Source organism: Mesorhizobium sp. M1409, from assembly GCF_040317535.1.
Lineage (GTDB): Bacteria > Pseudomonadota > Alphaproteobacteria > Rhizobiales > Rhizobiaceae > Mesorhizobium.
Genome location: NZ_JAMYKV010000046.1, coordinates 11941 through 27620, shown reverse-complemented (window position 1 = coordinate 27620; position 15680 = coordinate 11941). Strand labels below are relative to the sequence as shown.

15 protein-coding genes are annotated in these 15680 nt (G+C 62.2%); 6 read left to right on the top strand and 9 right to left on the bottom strand.

The annotated features are described in order from the left end of the window. The first annotated feature begins 1 nt into the window (after position 1). A complete protein-coding gene (locus NKG99_RS27535; protein ID WP_352872163.1) occupies positions 2–883 on the top strand; it encodes an HpcH/HpaI aldolase/citrate lyase family protein in 882 nt (293 codons plus the stop codon). A 104-nt stretch (positions 884–987) separates the two neighbouring features. Here NKG99_RS27535 and NKG99_RS27530 read toward each other — a convergent pair whose 3' ends face one another. The 3 genes from NKG99_RS27530 to NKG99_RS27520 form a co-directional block, all read right to left on the bottom strand. Then, positions 988–2889, bottom strand: a complete 1902-nt coding sequence (locus NKG99_RS27530) for a CASTOR/POLLUX-related putative ion channel (RefSeq protein ID WP_352872162.1) — start codon at positions 2887–2889, stop codon at positions 988–990. 157 nt (positions 2890–3046) lie between these two features. Further along, positions 3047–3655 (bottom strand): flavin reductase family protein, encoded by a 609-nt coding sequence (locus tag NKG99_RS27525; protein ID WP_352872161.1) that lies wholly within the window; start codon positions 3653–3655, stop codon positions 3047–3049. Further along, a complete protein-coding gene (locus tag NKG99_RS27520) occupies positions 3656–4240 on the bottom strand; it encodes a nitroreductase family protein (protein ID WP_352872160.1) in 585 nt (194 codons plus the stop codon). It abuts the gene before it with no gap. A 157-nt stretch (positions 4241–4397) separates the two neighbouring features. Between NKG99_RS27520 and NKG99_RS27515 the strand changes: the two genes are divergently transcribed. After that, positions 4398–5360: an RgsD C-terminal domain-containing protein gene (locus NKG99_RS27515; protein ID WP_352872159.1), complete on the top strand. Its 963-nt coding sequence runs from the start codon at positions 4398–4400 to the stop codon at positions 5358–5360. 15 nt (positions 5361–5375) lie between these two features. Here NKG99_RS27515 and NKG99_RS27510 read toward each other — a convergent pair whose 3' ends face one another. The 5 genes from NKG99_RS27510 to NKG99_RS27490 form a co-directional block, all read right to left on the bottom strand. Next, positions 5376–6314: a lysophospholipid acyltransferase family protein gene (locus tag NKG99_RS27510; RefSeq protein WP_352872158.1), complete on the bottom strand. Its 939-nt coding sequence runs from the start codon at positions 6312–6314 to the stop codon at positions 5376–5378. Positions 6315–6398: 84 nt separating this feature from the next. Further along, complete coding sequence (gene thrS / locus NKG99_RS27505) at positions 6399–8375, bottom strand: threonine--tRNA ligase (protein ID WP_352872200.1); 1977 nt, start codon at positions 8373–8375, stop codon at positions 6399–6401. A 178-nt stretch (positions 8376–8553) separates the two neighbouring features. Beyond that, entirely contained in the window at positions 8554–9381 is an 828-nt protein-coding gene (gene blaOXA, locus NKG99_RS27500) for a class D beta-lactamase (protein WP_352872157.1), read from the bottom strand. 145 nt (positions 9382–9526) lie between these two features. Then, the gene (gene yidD, locus NKG99_RS27495; RefSeq protein ID WP_352872156.1) at positions 9527–9904 is read right to left on the bottom strand and encodes a membrane protein insertion efficiency factor YidD; all 378 of its coding nucleotides are present in this window, start codon (positions 9902–9904) and stop codon (positions 9527–9529) included. Between the two features lie 193 nt (positions 9905–10097). Continuing rightward, the gene (locus NKG99_RS27490) at positions 10098–10547 is read right to left on the bottom strand and encodes an iron-sulfur cluster assembly scaffold protein (protein WP_352872155.1); all 450 of its coding nucleotides are present in this window, start codon (positions 10545–10547) and stop codon (positions 10098–10100) included. 239 nt (positions 10548–10786) lie between these two features. On the opposite strand from NKG99_RS27490, the gene folE reads away from it, so the two are divergent. The 3 genes from folE to NKG99_RS27475 all read left to right on the top strand — a co-directional run bounded on the left by folE (position 10787) and on the right by NKG99_RS27475 (position 12970). Continuing rightward, complete coding sequence (gene folE, locus NKG99_RS27485) at positions 10787–11446, top strand: GTP cyclohydrolase I FolE (RefSeq protein WP_352872154.1); 660 nt, start codon at positions 10787–10789, stop codon at positions 11444–11446. Positions 11447–11455: 9 nt separating this feature from the next. Beyond that, positions 11456–11914, top strand: coding sequence for a phosphoribosyl-AMP cyclohydrolase (gene hisI / locus NKG99_RS27480; protein WP_352872153.1), 459 nt, complete (start codon positions 11456–11458; stop codon positions 11912–11914). 84 nt (positions 11915–11998) lie between these two features. Then, positions 11999–12970 carry a patatin family protein gene (locus NKG99_RS27475; protein ID WP_352872152.1) on the top strand — a complete coding sequence of 324 codons (972 nt, stop codon included), beginning with the start codon at positions 11999–12001 and terminating at the stop codon, positions 12968–12970. A gap of 90 nt (positions 12971–13060) precedes the next feature. Here NKG99_RS27475 and NKG99_RS27470 read toward each other — a convergent pair whose 3' ends face one another. Next, a complete protein-coding gene (locus NKG99_RS27470; protein WP_352872151.1) occupies positions 13061–14554 on the bottom strand; it encodes an MFS transporter in 1494 nt (497 codons plus the stop codon). A gap of 154 nt (positions 14555–14708) precedes the next feature. On the opposite strand from NKG99_RS27470, the gene NKG99_RS27465 reads away from it, so the two are divergent. Beyond that, positions 14709–15680 (top strand): GlxA family transcriptional regulator, encoded by a 972-nt coding sequence (locus NKG99_RS27465; RefSeq protein ID WP_352872150.1) that lies wholly within the window; start codon positions 14709–14711, stop codon positions 15678–15680.

Genomic DNA, 15680 nt, shown 5'->3' with positions numbered 1-15680 from the left:
CATGCGTTCGCTGCTGTTCGTCCCCGGCGATTCCGAGAGGAAGCTGGAAAAGGGCTTTGGTGCCGGCGCCGATGTCGTCATCGTCGATCTTGAGGATTCCGTGGCGCCGCACAACAAGGCGCTGGCGCGCGAGGTGGCGGCGCGCTTCCTCGCCAAGCGCAGGGCGCAAACCAGTTCGGCCATCTATGTCAGGGTCAACGATCTGTCGACCGGGCTGACCGATGACGATCTGGCGGCATTGGTGCCGGCAAGACCCGACGGTATCATGCTGCCCAAGTCGAACAGCGGCCAGGATGTGCAGCATCTCTCGGCAAAACTCAGGGTGCACGAGGCCGAAAACGGTCTCGCCGACGGCGTGATCAAGATCCTGCCGATCATCACCGAAACGCCGGCGGGCGTGCTGGCGGCGGCGACCTATGCCGGGACAAGCGCACGGCTTGCTGGCCTCACCTGGGGCGCGGAGGATCTGTCGGCGGCGATCGGCGCGCGCTCGACCCGCGACGAGCGCGGCCGCTACACCGACGTGTTCCGCTTTGCCCGCACCATGACCATCCTTGCCGCGGGTGCGGCGGAAGTCGAGGCGATCGACACCGTCTTTCCGAATTTTCGCGACATGGCGGCCTTCGAAGCGGAATGCGCCGAGGCCGAGCGGGACGGTTTCACCGGCAAGATGGCGATCCACCCTGACCAGGTGCCCGTCATCAATGCCGCATTCACGCCGTCAGTCGAAGCCGTGAGACAATCGGCGGCAATCGTCGCGGCGTTCAAGGCGGCGGGAAATCCCGGCGTCGTCGGCATCGACGGCAAGATGTACGACCGCCCGCATCTGCGGCTGGCCGAACGGCTTCTGGCGCGTGCCAGGGCGGCCGGCGTTTCCGCTTAGAGCAATCTCCAGGAAAAGTGTGAAACGGTTTTCTATCCGAAACTGCGTCAAAAAGGGAATTAGAGCGGTTCGGCGTTTTCGTGAAACGGTGAACCGCTCTGGTCTCAGTCCCGCGCCAGCACGATGATGCGGTCCTCCGGCAGATAGGCCAGTGCTTCCGACCTCAGCGGGTTGACGGTGACGCCGCCCAGCGCCCGCTGGTCGGCCTCTCCGGCGCGAATGCGCCGGTAACCTAAGGCGATTTCGCCCCGCAACCGCGCCGATTCCGCGATCGTCCAGAAGGTCAACGGCTGATCGATGGCGACATAGTCGGCGATCGGACGCATGTAGATTTCGGAGCCCTTCTCGTCGAGCAGGTCATCGAAGATCGCGGCAAGGTGCTGGTTCTCGGACGCCTGCGCCAGCATCAGGCTGACCAGCCTGTTGCTGACGACGAAATCATCGGCCTTGGTCACTGCCGCAAGCTCTCGGTTGCGCACATCGATCATCTCGCTGACGATGCTGATGTGCATACCGGCATCATCCGCGATCTTGCGCAGATGCAGCAGCGTCACCAGCGTGCGCGTATCGGCGGGCTGCGCTGCCATGGTTTCGCTATAGCCGAGGACCAGCACGTGGTCGTAGGAAGGCACGTCCAGACTTGCCAGCGCGGTGCTGCTCGACGTGTCCGTGACGCGGCAGTAAACTGACAGATTGTCACCGGCGACGGGCAGGCCGGCAACTTCCTGCTCGAGGCCGGGCGTATCGGCCGCGATGGTCAGGATCGAACCAGGCGCGACGTAGCGCGACAGTTCGTAGGTTATGATCGGACCGCGCCGGTTCCAGCCGAGGACAAGCGTGCGCTCCGGCTTCGTCTGGACGGGCCGCGGCTCGAGGATCGCCGCCGCGTCGATCTTGATCCCGGCGCTCCGCAGCTTTATCGCCGCATCGTCCTCGGCGATGATGATGGCGCGCATGTCCTTGCCGATCACCAGGTCCGATGGCGGATTGAGATTGACGCGCCCCTTTTGGTCGCAAAGCCCGATCAGCGCGCAGTGTTCATACGCCATCACGGCCTCGCCGAACGTCCTGCCGGTGAGGTCCGGCTGCTCGGTCGTGTAGATTTCGCAGCCGTCGAAATCGAGCAGCTCCGAATAGACGCCGCTGAGGCCCGACTGCCGGCTCGAATGCACGACGATGCGCGAGATCAGCTGGTCGGCCAGCACGAGCTGCACCTCGGCTCCGCCGACGACGCGCGCGACCTCGGCGTTCTTGCCATCGCGGATCTCGGCGGCGATGTTGTAGGGGGCGGTGCGCCGGTTCGGATCGTTGACCAGCGCCAGCACCGTCTTGATGACCTGCGAATCCGGATCGTCGCCGTCCGGCGACAGCACGATGACCGACCGCGAGGTCTGCGGGTTGACGATGGCAAGGTCGTAGAGATCGGTCGGGTCGCCGCTGCGGCAGATGATGCGCGTGTTGCCTAGTTTGCCGACCTTGGCCGCGATCTCGTCCTCCATCTCGACCTTGTCCATATTGGCCATGACGACGATGCGCGGACGGCGGCGGCTGCCATTGGCGATGACGAGTTCGGAGATGACGTCGAAGATCGACGGCGACCAGTTGAGGATGATGGTGTGATCGGTCTCCAGCACCCGCGAGCGGCCTTTGCGCAATTCATCGAGCTTGCTGTCGACGCCGGCGCTCAGCACGCCGATGAGGGCCGACACGACGAAGATGCCGGCAAGCGTGACAAACAGCATAACGAGACGAAAGGCCCAGCCAGCGTCGCCGCCCATCGTACCGGAATCGAGCGTGCGCATCAGTGATTCCCAGAACGCTTCGACAAAGTTCAGCGGCTCGCCGCCTTCAGGCGCGATGCGGGTCACCGCAAGGAAACCCGCGGCGGCGATGATGATCAGCAGGGAAACCCCGGCAAGCCAGCCGATCAGCGCGATCGGGCCGGCGGCCATGCTCTTGTCAAACCCGTAGCGCAGCCGGGTTCCCAGCGAGTCTCGTTTCTTCATGTAGCCGATGCCCCGCAATATCCCCAAGGTCGATGCGCCAATGCCAGCGCATCGCCGAAGCCGCTCTCTTAGCCTGTGTTCAAATAAAGGGGAATCGCATTCGCGTGCTCACGGCAGGGAATCCGCCGACGCGGCAGACGGCGGCCGACTCCAACGGTTAGTCCTTGTCCCAGCGTGGCCGGCGCATCGAAAACACCTCGTCGACGCTGGCATAGTCCATATAGCCGAGGCGAGCGACGTTGCCCGCCTTGGTGATGTCGAACAGACCGTCTGTCAGGAAGGCGTCGTCGATGTATACGCCGACCACTTCGCCGGCGACGACGACAGCACTTGTCGGCGATCCGTCCAGCGCCTTTGGCCGAAAGACCTCCGTCACCCGGCATTCGAGTGCCGCCGGCGCCGCCGCCACCCGCGGTGGCGCGACCAGGCGCGACGGCGCCATGGCAAGATCGGCATAAATGAATTCATTGAAGCCGCGCGGTGCACTGACCGATGTGCGGTTCATCTTGTCGGCGAGATCGCGGCTGACCAGATTGGCGACAAACTCACCGGTTTCCTGCGCGAAGGAGGCGCTGTCTTTCTCGCCCTCGGAGGAGAACCAGACGATGAACGGCCGTGTCGAAACGGCATTGAAGAAGGAGTACGGCGCGAGATTGACCTCACCGGCCTTGTTCAGCGTTGAAATCCAGCCGATCGGACGCGGCGCCACGATCGCCTTCGAAGGGTCGTGCGGCAGACCGTGGCCCTTTGAAGGTTCGTAGAACATTCAGTCCGCCCACGGCCCCGAATAGTCGCGGTAAAGCGTTGCCGGATCTGGCCGTGGCCGCTCCGGCGCCGGCCCCGCATAGGAGCCGATATGGATGAAGCCGACGACGCGCTCCTGCGGCGCCAGCCCGAGCAGGGCCCTGCCCTCCGGCACATCCGAATACCAGTTGCTGATCATGTTGGTGCCATAACCCAGCGCGTTGGCTGATATCATCAGGTTCATCGCCGCCATGCCGCCCGACAGGAACATTTCCCATTGCGGGATTTTTGGATTCTCCCTGGGGATCGACACGACGCCGATCACCAGCGGCGCGCGCGAGAACCGCGCCAGTTCCTGGTTACGGCGGCCTTCCGGCAAGGGTCCCTCCCGCTGCTCGGCAAGCGCGGCCAACTGTCTGCCGATCTCGATACGAGCGTCGCCACGATACAGGATAAAGCGCCATGGCTCCAATCGGCCATGATCGGGCACCCGCGAGGCGGCGGCGATCATCGTCGCGATCTCCGCATCGCTCGGCGCCGGCTCCTTCAAATCAGGGATCGGCGCGGAGTTTCGGGTCAGCAGGAAGTCGATGATCGGCGACGCCATGGGCGCAAGTCTCCTAAACATTCTGTTTTGAGCTGAAGCGCACCATCGGGAATTCGGGCGGCTCGGGCATTGGCGTAGTATACGCCGGACGGAAGAGTCGTATCGATCGGACTCTTAAGCCTTGAAATTGCCACTGCCATGAGCTTCAACGCAAGGCATGTTTGAGGGGACTGTCCGTCTTTTCCTGGTCTGGCTCGGCGCCCTGCTGTTCATGGCGCCGGTTTCGTTCGCCATGGCGCAGAACGTCGATGGCGTAAGCGACCTGAAGCTCCCGGGAATCTCGAGCTATGCGACGCCGAAAGGCGAGAGGTCGCTGGCGCTGAGCGGCGGCGGCGCCATCACGCTGTCCGCCCAACTGACCGACAAGGGTTCGGATATCACCCGCGGCATCGTCTGGCGGGTCTTCAGGCCCGAAGCCGTCAACGGCAAATTGCCGATGGTCGCCTCCGCCCATGGCGGCACGGCCGTCTTCCAACTCGAACCCGGCAGCTATCTGGTTCACGCCTCCTACGGCCGGGCCGGCGCCACCAAGCGTATCACTGTCGGCAAGGACGCCAAGCGCGAGAGCCTCGTGCTCGATGCCGGCGGCCTCAAGCTCGACGCCGTGCTGTCTGGCGGCGTGCGCATTCCGGCGAAAAAACTGCGCTTTTCGATCTACGAGGGCACCGCCGAGGCCAATGGCGACCGCGCGCTGATCATTCCCGATGTCGAGCCAAACAGCGTCGTGCGGCTTAACGCCGGCATCTACCATGTCGTCTCGACCTATGGCGCGGTCAACGCGGTCATCCGCTCCGACATCCGCGTCGAGGCGGGCAAGCTGACCGAAGCCACCGTCGAGCACCACGCCGCCGAGATCACGATGAAGCTGGTGCGCGAAACCGGTGGCGAGGCGATCGCCGACACCTCCTGGTCGCTGCTCAACGAATCCGGCGATCCGATCAAGGAAACCGTCGGCGCCTTCGCCTCGATGGTTCTGGCCGAGGGCGACTACACCATCATCGCCAAGAACCGCGACCGCATCTACCAGAAGGATTTCACGGTCGTGGCCGGCCAGAACCAGGAGATCGAGGTTCTGGCCACCGAGGCCGCGGCGATGGACCCTGAGGAGGGCGCGGACTAGCCTTCGTTTGCTGATTCAAGCAGCCAGCTTGGTCCGCGCCGGCAGGAACGGAATGCGGCGACGCGCCACGACTGGCGCCAGGTCGAACACACCGCGATAAAGGCGATCGAGCAAGGCCTTGCGGTCGCGCAACGGCTCCAGTTCGCTCCAGCTCAGCACCTCGCCGACACGCACCTCGATCGCCTTGCCGGACAGCCGCGCGAATTCGGGAATGAGCAACGATGTACGCAATGTCAGCGACGCCTTGCCGACGAATTTCGCCACCCGGCCGTCGCGTTCGGCCATGTTCATCGGCCCGCTGACCAGATGGAACAGCCTGCCATTCTGCCCGGAAAAATGCATCGGAATGACCGATGCCTTTGCCTCCTGAATGAGACGCGCCGGAAACATCTTCCACGGCAGGTCGCGCGCCCGGCCAAAACCTTTTGGCGCGGTGGCGACGCCGCCGGCCGGAAACACCACGATGGTGACGCCTTCCTTGAGCAGCCGCACCGCCTCGTGGCGCACGGCCATGTTGCTCTTCAGCGCGTCCTTGGTCCCGGAAAAGTCGATCGGCAGCGAGTAAGGCTCCATCTCGCGGATCTTGAGCAGGTCCTTGTGGATCATCACCCGGAACGGGCGTCCGAGTTGTTCGGCCAATGACAGCACCGCAATGCCGTCACCGATACCGAACGGATGATTGGCGACGATCACCAGCGGCGTATCCGGCAATTGTGCGGGTGGCCATTGATCGGCGGTTCGTACCCGCACATCGATCAGGTCGAGCATGCGGCTGAACACGCGTTCGCCGGTCGGTACGACCTGACGGCGCCAGAAATCGTAAGACGCGGTGTAGCGGTCGCGGCCCGAAAGACCTTCGACCGAATGAATGAACCAGCGCGTCAGCGCCGGCTGGCGCGGATTGGCATAGGAAAGCTCGGGAAAAGGTCGTTCGCGCAATTTCAGCTTGAGCATATGGGCTCGTTACAAGGTCGGCGTGACATGGATATGAAAATGGCGGTGGATCGCTCCACCGCCATTTGGTCGGAACTGTGCCGATCAGGCCGCGCGTTTGCGCCTGCGGTCGGGTGTAACAGCTTCTTCGGCCAACTGCGCGATCGCCTGGTCAAGACCAAGCGATTCCTGGTCGCGTGAACCCAGCCGGCGCATGTTGACGGTCTGCTCCTCAGCCTCGCGCTTGCCGCAAACGAGGATGACCGGAACCTTGGCTAGGCTGTGTTCGCGGACCTTGTAGTTGATCTTCTCGTTGCGCAAATCCGCTTCCGCCAACAGGCCGGCGGCCTTCAGCTTTGCCACGACCTCTGTCGCATAGCCGTCGGCGTCCGACGTGATCGTCGCCACCACCACCTGCAGCGGCGCGAACCACAGCGGGAAATGGCCGGAATAGTTCTCGATCAGGATACCGAGGAAGCGCTCCATCGAGCCGCAGATGGCGCGGTGCACCATCACCGGCTGCTTCTTCTCCGAATCCGAGCCGATATAGAAGGCACCAAACCGCTCCGGCAGGTTGAAGTCGACCTGCGTCGTGCCGCATTGCCATTCGCGGCCGATGGCGTCCTTCAGCACATATTCGAACTTCGGCCCATAGAAGGCGCCCTCGCCTGGATTGATCGAGGTCTTGATGCGATTGCCGGAACGCGTCTTGATCGCTTCCAGCACGCTGCCCATGATCGCCTCGGCGTGATCCCACGCCTCGTCGGTGCCGACGCGCTTGTCCGGCCGTGTCGACAGCTTGACGCTGATCTCGTCAAAGCCGAAATCGGCATAAGTCGACAGGATCAAATCGTTGATCCGCAGGCACTCCGACGCCAGCTGTTCCTCGGTGCAGAAGATGTGCGCGTCGTCCTGCGTGAAGCCGCGCACGCGCATCAGCCCGTGCAGCGCGCCCGACGGCTCATAGCGATGCACATTGCCGAATTCCGCAAGTTTTACGGGTAGATCGCGGTAAGACTTCAACCCATGCTTGAAAATCTGCACATGGCCCGGACAGTTCATCGGTTTCAGCGCGAAGACCCGGTCGTCATCGGTATCGTCGCCGGCGACTGTCACCTTGAACATGGCGTCGCGATACCAGCCCCAGTGGCCTGACGTCTCCCACAGGCTCTTGTCGAGCACCTGCGGCGCGTTGACCTCTTGGTAGCCCTGCTCGTCGAGTCGGCGGCGCATATAGTTCACCAGGTTCTGGAACATCTTCCAGCCCTTGGCGTGCCAAAAGACGACGCCCGGCCCCTCTTCCTGGAAATGGAACAGGTCCATCTCGCGGCCGATCTTCCTGTGGTCGCGCTTCTCGGCCTCCTCCAGCATCGTCTGGTAGGCTTCGAGCTGCGCCTGATCGGCCCAGGCCGTGCCGTAGATACGCGTCAGCATCGGGTTGTTCGAGTCACCGCGCCAATAGGCGCCGGCCACCTTCATCAGTTTAAAGGCGTTGCCGATCTGCCCGGTCGAGGCCATGTGCGGGCCGCGGCAAAGGTCGAACCAGTCGCCCTGCGCATAGATCTTGAGGTCCTGGTCCTCAGGAATGGCGTCGATCAGCTCCAGCTTGTAGCGCTCACCCTTGTCGGCAAACACTTTTTTCGCCTTGTCGCGCGACCAGACTTCCCTAGTGAACGGCTTGTTGCGCGCGATGATCTCGCGCATCTTCTTCTCTATCACCGGGAAATCATCAGGCGTGAACGGCTCATTGCGGGCGAAGTCGTAATAGAATCCGTTCTCGATCACCGGCCCGATGGTCACCTGCGTTCCCGGCCACAGTTCCTGCACGGCTTCCGCCAGCACATGCGCCGCGTCGTGGCGAATCAGTTCCAGCGCGCGCGGGTCGTCGCGGGTGACGATCTCGACCTTGCCGGACTTGCCCAGCGGATCACCGAGGTCGCGCACGGTGCCGTCGATGGCATAGGCGACGGCCTTCTTGGCCAGCGATTTCGAGATCGATTCGGCCAGACCAGCACCGGTCATCGCCGCGTCGTATTCGCGGACGGAGCCATCGGGAAATGTCAGGGAAACGGAATTCAGCATCATGTATCTCCTATCCAGTCCCGCAAACGAGCGCGGGTGGTTAAAATGCATGCCCCCCAAAAGTGTATGGCGGTTTTGGAGTTACGACATGCATAGGGAAAAGCCGGATGCGTCCGGCGGCGGCTGTCTTTTATGGACAGTTTCCGCCGCCGTAAAGCCCGGCTCGGGTGTCAGGCGTTCATTTCACCAGCTGAGGCAGATCTTTCAGGAACGCGGCCCGCGTCTTAAGGCCCTTGGGCATGTCGGTGCGGTTGGTGTCGACCACCAGCCGCGCAAAGACGATCTGGCGGCCGTCCTTATTCGCCCAGCCGACGAACCAGCCGAGCGAGCGCTTATCCCTGACCTTGTCGGCATCGTTAGCCAGCTTGGTGCTGCCGGTCTTGCCTTGCACCGTCCACCCCCCAGCCTGGAATGTCGGGACGATGGCTGATGTCATGTCGTAGGCCTTGGCCGAGACCGGCAGCTTGCGGGTCAGAAGCTTGCGCAGGAAATCGACCTGCTCGACCGGCGTGATCTTCAGGGAAGAGTTCACCCAGGACTGGGTCAGGCCATCATTCTTGCCGGGGTTGCCGGAAACGTCGGCGTTGCCGTAGTCGAACTTCGACACATAGCCGGCAAAGCTTTGCGGCCCAAGCCGGCGGGTGATTTCCCTGGAGAACCACAGAATCGAATCCCGCTCCCAGATCACCGGATCGACGGTCTTCTGGTCCCGCTTCACCGCCTTGAATTCAGGTTTGTAGTCCCAGCTCGGCGTGTGCTCGTCACCCAGGATCCCACTATCATAACCGATCAGCGACAGCGGCACCTTGAACGTCGACGCCGGGCTGAACCGCTGATCGCACACCCCATCCCGGTAGAGCGCCTTGCCGCTCGCCGCATCGGCGATCACCGTGCATTGGACGTCCTTCAGCGGCGCCGATTGCGCGCGCAGCGGAAATCCCAGCAGCCAGGCGAGCAGGAAAAGGATCCCGGCAAAGATGAAGGGAAGACGGTCGAAATTACGCATTTTTGCTCGCTCCAGAACGGGTGTTCGAGCGGCTTAGCGAGGTCTCTTGTCTCGATTTTGTCTCAAATGCGCAGTCTTTGTGCAGGCTGGCGTTAACCCTACCAGATCGTAAACTCGCAGAGCCGCCGGAGCGTGACCGGCTCGATCAGCCTTGCGCTTCGCCGGGCTTGCTGCCGATCCGCCAGTAGCGCCATGGCGTGAACCAGACATAGCGCTCAGCCAAGGTTTCCGGCACGCGGTCGATGCCATGCGTGCCGAATGGCCCGCAGCGCAGCACGCGAAAAAATCCCATCCAGGCGCCGGCCCACAGGCCATGGCGGGCGATCGCCTCATGAGCGTATTCGGAACAGGTCGGCAGATGCCGGCAGGAATTGCCGACAAAGCCGGACAGTGTCAGCTGGTAAAGGCGCACAATCGACGTGCCGAGGAGACGACCTGGCGTCTTGCGCCACGGGCCGGGCCAGTTGCGACCGCGCTTTGGCGGTCCGGCGCTACGCGCATGTCCATGCTGGTCGCGCACCATAGTCTCCGTTCCAGAGCATGATCCCGAAAAGTGGAAACCGGTTTTCTCCGACGAACGGAAACCGTTTGTCAAAGACCATGCTCATACGATCGCGTTTCCCAGGCGATAGATGTGAGCTTCCACTGGAGAACGCAATCCCCTCCTGTCACGGACGGAAACGGCGAAACGGTCGCCGGCGGTCGATCATCGGCCCTCAGGCCGCTTGTTCTTCGGCGCGCTTCTTCTCGATCTGGCCGATGGCATCGACGACGGCATCGAAAGTCAGCATGGTCGAGGCGTGGCGCGCCTTGTAGTCGCGCACCGGCTCCAGATATTTCAAATCCGCGAAGCGGCCGTCAGGCGGCGCGCCATTTTCCTTCAGCATTTTCAGCATCGTTTCGCGCACCGCACGCAGTTCCTCGGCATTCGCGCCGACGACGTGCCGCGCCATGATCGAGGACGATGCCTGGCCGAGCGCGCAAGCTTTCACGTCATGGGCGAAGTCAGTGACCACGCCGTCCTGCATCTTGAGGTCCACCGTGACGGTCGAGCCGCACAGCTTGGAATGCGCCTTGGCGGTCGCGTCGGGATGATCGAGACGGCCGATGCGGGCGATGTTTCCGGCGAAACCCAGAATTTTCGCATTGTAGACGTCGTTTATCATTATTTTCCAATCCGTCGCCGCCAAGCGAACAGCGATTGCCGCTGACGTGTCTTCCTTTCGCTCGTCACGATCTTATATAATGCTGGCAGTCCGGTATCGACAAGACAACGAAAGTCAGTGTTCTTGCCGGGAAGTTCACGCCACTTGCGGGGCTGGAAACGGGGCGAGTTTCCTACACCGAAAGGTCGTGGTCCGTTCAACTCGTTCCTCCGCCGAGAGGAACTACGGGAGACGCCTTTATGGATGCCGTCATCAAGAAACTCATGCCCCAGTCAGCCTATATGGAGAAGCCGGTTACCGACCGGCCGAGCGAAGCCGAAGTCGAAGCCGCCGTGCGCACGCTTTTGCGCTGGACCGGCGACAATCCGGACCGCGAAGGGCTGATCGACACGCCAAAGCGGGTGGCCAAGGCCTTTCGCGAAATGTTCGGCGGATACGATATGTGCCCGGCCGAGGAGCTTGGCCGCACCTTCGAGGAGGTCGCCGGCTACGACGACCTGGTCATCGTCAAGGACATCACATTCCACTCGCACTGCGAACACCACATGGTGCCGATCATCGGCAAGGCGCATGTCGGCTATCTGCCCGACGGCAAGGTCGTCGGCCTGTCCAAGATCGCGCGCGTGGTCGATATCTTCGCCCATCGCCTGCAGACGCAGGAGGCCCTGACCGCGCAGATCGCCGGCGTCATCCAGGATGTGCTCAATCCGCGCGGCGTCGCCGTGATGATCGAGGCCGAGCACATGTGCATGGCCATGCGCGGCATCCGCAAGCAGGGTTCAACCACGCTGACCTCGACCTTCACCGGCGTCTTCAAGGATACGCCCGAAGAGCAGGTTCGTTTCGTCACCATGGTGCGTGGCGGCGGATCTGATAGCCCCACCGACTTCGCTAGATAAGGACCGGCGATGTCGGGACTGGAATTTCCAAAAGCTCCGTCGGACAAGAAAGCGTTGGAGGAAGGCGCTGTGTTTTCACCGCGCTTCGACGCAGCCGGCCACGTCACAGTCGTCGTCACCGATGCCGAAGACGGCATGCTGTTGATGGTGGCGCACATGAATGCGCAAGCGCTGGCGCTGACGCTGGAGACAGGCATCGCCCACTATTGGTCGCGTTCGCGCAACGCGCTGTGGAAAAAGGGCGAAACGTCAGGCAATTTTCAGCATGTCGTCGAGATGCTCACGGATTGTGACCAGGACGCCATATGGTTGCGCGTCAAAGTGTTGGGCCACGACGCAACCTGTCACACCGGCCGGCGTTCATGCTTTTATCGGACTGTGGGGCTGATCGACGGCAAGGGGACGCTTGCCGACGATGGCAGCAAGCCGCTGTTCGATGCGGAAAACACATATCGGAAACCAGCTTGAACCTTCTGCCTGACACCAGCGACACAGATTCATCATTTCGATACGGCCCGCCAGTATATTAGCCGTGGGACAAGGGAGATCGTGATGCTCGAGTGGGCGTCATCGCGTAGCAGACCAGATGTCAGGGAGGCCAACGGCCTGTCCCCGTCCGGCGGCGCTTCGGGGACACAACCACCAAGGAAGACCGGCATTTCGCTCGCCTTGGGCGGAGGTTGCGCCCGCGGCTGGGCGCATATCGGCGTGTTGCGCGCGCTCGACGAAGCCGGCATCGAAGTGTCGATGATCGCCGGCACCTCGATCGGCGCGCTGGTCGGCGGCTGCTATCTCGCCGGCAAACTGGACGAACTGGAAGAATTCGCCCGCAGCCTGACCAAGCGCCGCATCTTCGGCCTGCTCGATCTCAACCTGCGCGGCAGCGGCCTGTTCGGCGGCATGAAGCTCGACGCCCGGCTGCGCGAGCACATGGCCGGCATTCGTTTCGAGGACTTGGCCAAGCCGTTCGTCGCAGTCACGTCCGAAATCCGTACCGGCCATGAAATCTGGCTGTCGAGCGGCTCATTGATCACCGCCATGCGCGCCTCCTATGCGCTGCCCGGCGTGTTCGAGCCGGTGGATTGCAACGGCCGCGTGCTGGTTGACGGCGCGCTGGTCAATCCGGTTCCGGTGTCGGTCTGCCGCGCCTATGAGCAGCCCCTCGTAGTGGCGGTCAATCTTCACTACGACCTGTTCGGGCGCGCCGCGGTGATAAAACACAGCGCCGGCGAGCTGGTCATCGAAAAGGATGCGCCGAGGCCCGGCCAGATCGACGCCGAGCACCGGTCGCATCAGACCCGGCTCGGCATCACTGGCGTCATGGTCGAGGCCTTCAACATCATCCAGGACCGCATTTCGCGCGCCAGGCTTGCGGGCGATCCGCCAGACATGTCGCTGCAGCCGAAGCTCAGCCATATCGGCCTGACCGAGTTCCACCGTGCCGACGAGGCGATCAACCTCGGCTATCAGGCGACGATGGCGCAGATCGGCGAACTGACCCGGCTGCAAACGGTCCTCGCCTGATGCAGGTTTTCCAATGCAGGAAACAACCACTTGAAGCGCGTCGCCTAAACTCAACACGACGCGCTTCAAGCACAGGTGGCTGGCGACGGATCAGCACGCAGCTTCGGCGGACGGGGCGGCATCCTGAGGTATTGCCGGATTCTGCCTAAGCATCAGAGCCAGAACCGCGCCAAGGAAAACCGCGGCGGCGGCGAACAATCCGGCCATACGCAATCCGTCGACGACATCCGATGCGGCAGTGGCCTCGCCACCCAAACCAACATTGGCCACGACAAGAACGGCGGCCAGGCCCAAGGCCGCGCCGATCTGCAAGGAGGTCGACCCCAGCGCCGACGCGACCCCCTGTTCGTTGGCGGCAACCCCGGAAGCGGCGGCTACGAACAGCGTCGTAAAGGCGATGCCGCCACCAAAACCATAGACGAGGATCCCGGGCAGAACGGCCCAGTACGAACCGCCCGGCGACAAGGCGAGAGCAATCGCCACCAGTCCGATCCCATAGATCGACATGCCGGTGAACATCGTGGCGCGAGTCCCCCAATTGGTAAGCAGCAATGCAGCGCCCTTCCCTCCACCGATCATCGCCAGCATCCCGAGCGGGACGAATGCCAAGCCGGCGGCAAGTGCGTTGTAGCCGAGCAGGTTCTGAAAATAGGTCGTGAGAATGTAGTACCCGGAACTCAGCGCCATGTGATGAAAGAAGCTCACCCCCATGGCCGTAGCGAGGCTGCGATTGGCAAACAGCCGCAGTGGCGCGAGCGGATCGCGCACGCGTCTTTCGATGAGAATGAAGGCACAAAGCAGCAGCACGCCGATTACAAGCGATCCGGTGCTGCGAACCGTGTTCCACCCCACCTCGGGTCCGCTGGCCAAGCCGAACACCAGCAATGTTGCTGCTGCGGTAACCACCAGCGCGCCCGGTAGATCAAAACTCCGCCGCTGGCCTTTACCTGCCGGATCGGGCGCCAGAAGAGCCGGCGCGGCGATAAGAGCGGCGCCCAGAGCCAGTGGAACGGTGAAGAAGAAGACCGCTTGCCAACCCCAGCCATTGGTCAGGACGCCTCCGATGATGGCGCCGGCCGCCAGGCCGCCACTTCCCGTGGCACCCCAGACCGCCAGTGCCCGATTGCGTTCGGCACCTTCCGCGAAGCTCGTATTGATCAGCGCCAGCGTTGCAGGAAATAGAAGCGCCCCACCCAGGCCCTGAACGGCCCGGGCGACCACCAGCGTGAGAGCGTCAGGTGCAAATCCGCCTGCGAAGGACGAGACGCCATAGAGCATGAGGGCCAGGATGAACATGCGCCGTGGGCCGAGCCGGTCAGCCGCCCGTCCGCCGAGCAACAGAAAACCGCCAAAGGCCACGGCATAAGCACTTACCACCCATTGCAGCGACTGCGGCGTAAAGCCGAGATCCCGGCCGATATCCGGCAGGGCGACATAGACGATGTTGTAGTCGATCGCGATTATGAACTGCGCGAACGCCAGCAGCGCGAGCTTCAGCCCGGACCAACGTGGCGGTCGCGTGACGCCGGTTACGTCCAGCGCACTCAACGCGTTCCTATCGGTTTGATTTGGCGATTTCTGCATTTGCATCTTTCCCAGCTTTCGATTCCGCCGCCCTTCGGCAGGGAGGCCCGCATACGGCCACCCTGGAGGCGCCACGGCCGTTTCGGAATTGGCATTTTTGACAAAGATTGTGTTAAACTTGCCAACCGGAGAAACGCTACCCGGAGTGCGGCGAATGACTGCAAAGGCCATCCACGTTGTGATCTGGCTGCCTTCCGATTTCTATTCGGCGGTTGTCTCGACGCTGGTCGAAATGTTTCAGCTCGTGAATGACGTCCGCGGTTCGCAGGTTCTTTCATGCGAGTTCGTTTCCAGGACGTCGCCTGCAATTTCGACGGCCGGAATTTCCTTCCCTGCGAAGACGCAACCGTCCCGAAAAATGGATGTGCTGATTCTCATCGCGATGCCGGGCGCCGAGATTCCCGAGCTTCTGCGCTCGCTCGACGAGGAGAGTGAACACTCAAAACCGCTGATCGCGCTCGCGCGGCAACAGCAAGCGATCATCGCGGCACATTGCGGCGCATGTTATCTGCTCGCCGATACGGGCCTGTTGGATGGCAAGCGTGCGACGATATCCTGGTGGTTGAAGTCCCACGCAAGCAGCCGATTTCCGCAAGTCCAATGGGACTCGTCGCGCATGCTTGTTCGCGACGGTCGCCTTTACACCTGCGGCGGCGGATTTTCTGGACTGGAACTCGCCAAGGCATTGCTGGTCGATCTTGGCTTCTCGAACGAGGAGCGGATTGTCCGAAAGCTCTTGGTTCTTCCGCCTTCGCGCAAATATCAGAGCCCCTACGAATTCCCTCTCGAAGAATTGCCGAAAGAGACAAATCCACTGGAGTACAAACTGCGTGGACTCGCGGAAAACAAGATACGGGAAATCGATTTGAGCTTTCTCGCGGCGGGACTTGGCATGTCTGCGCGAACGCTATCCCGCAGGTTTGCCAGCGAGCTCAAGACGACGCCGGGAAAATGGATCCAGGAAAAACGGCTTGAATTGGCAAGGTCGCTGCTTGAGGGAACAACGCTGAGCATTTCAGAAATCTGCTATCGGGTGGGCTACCAGGATGTCGCTTCGTTCAGCCGCACGTTTTCCAAAACGACCGGCATGGCGCCGGGCGAATTTCGCAAGCAGATACGATCATAG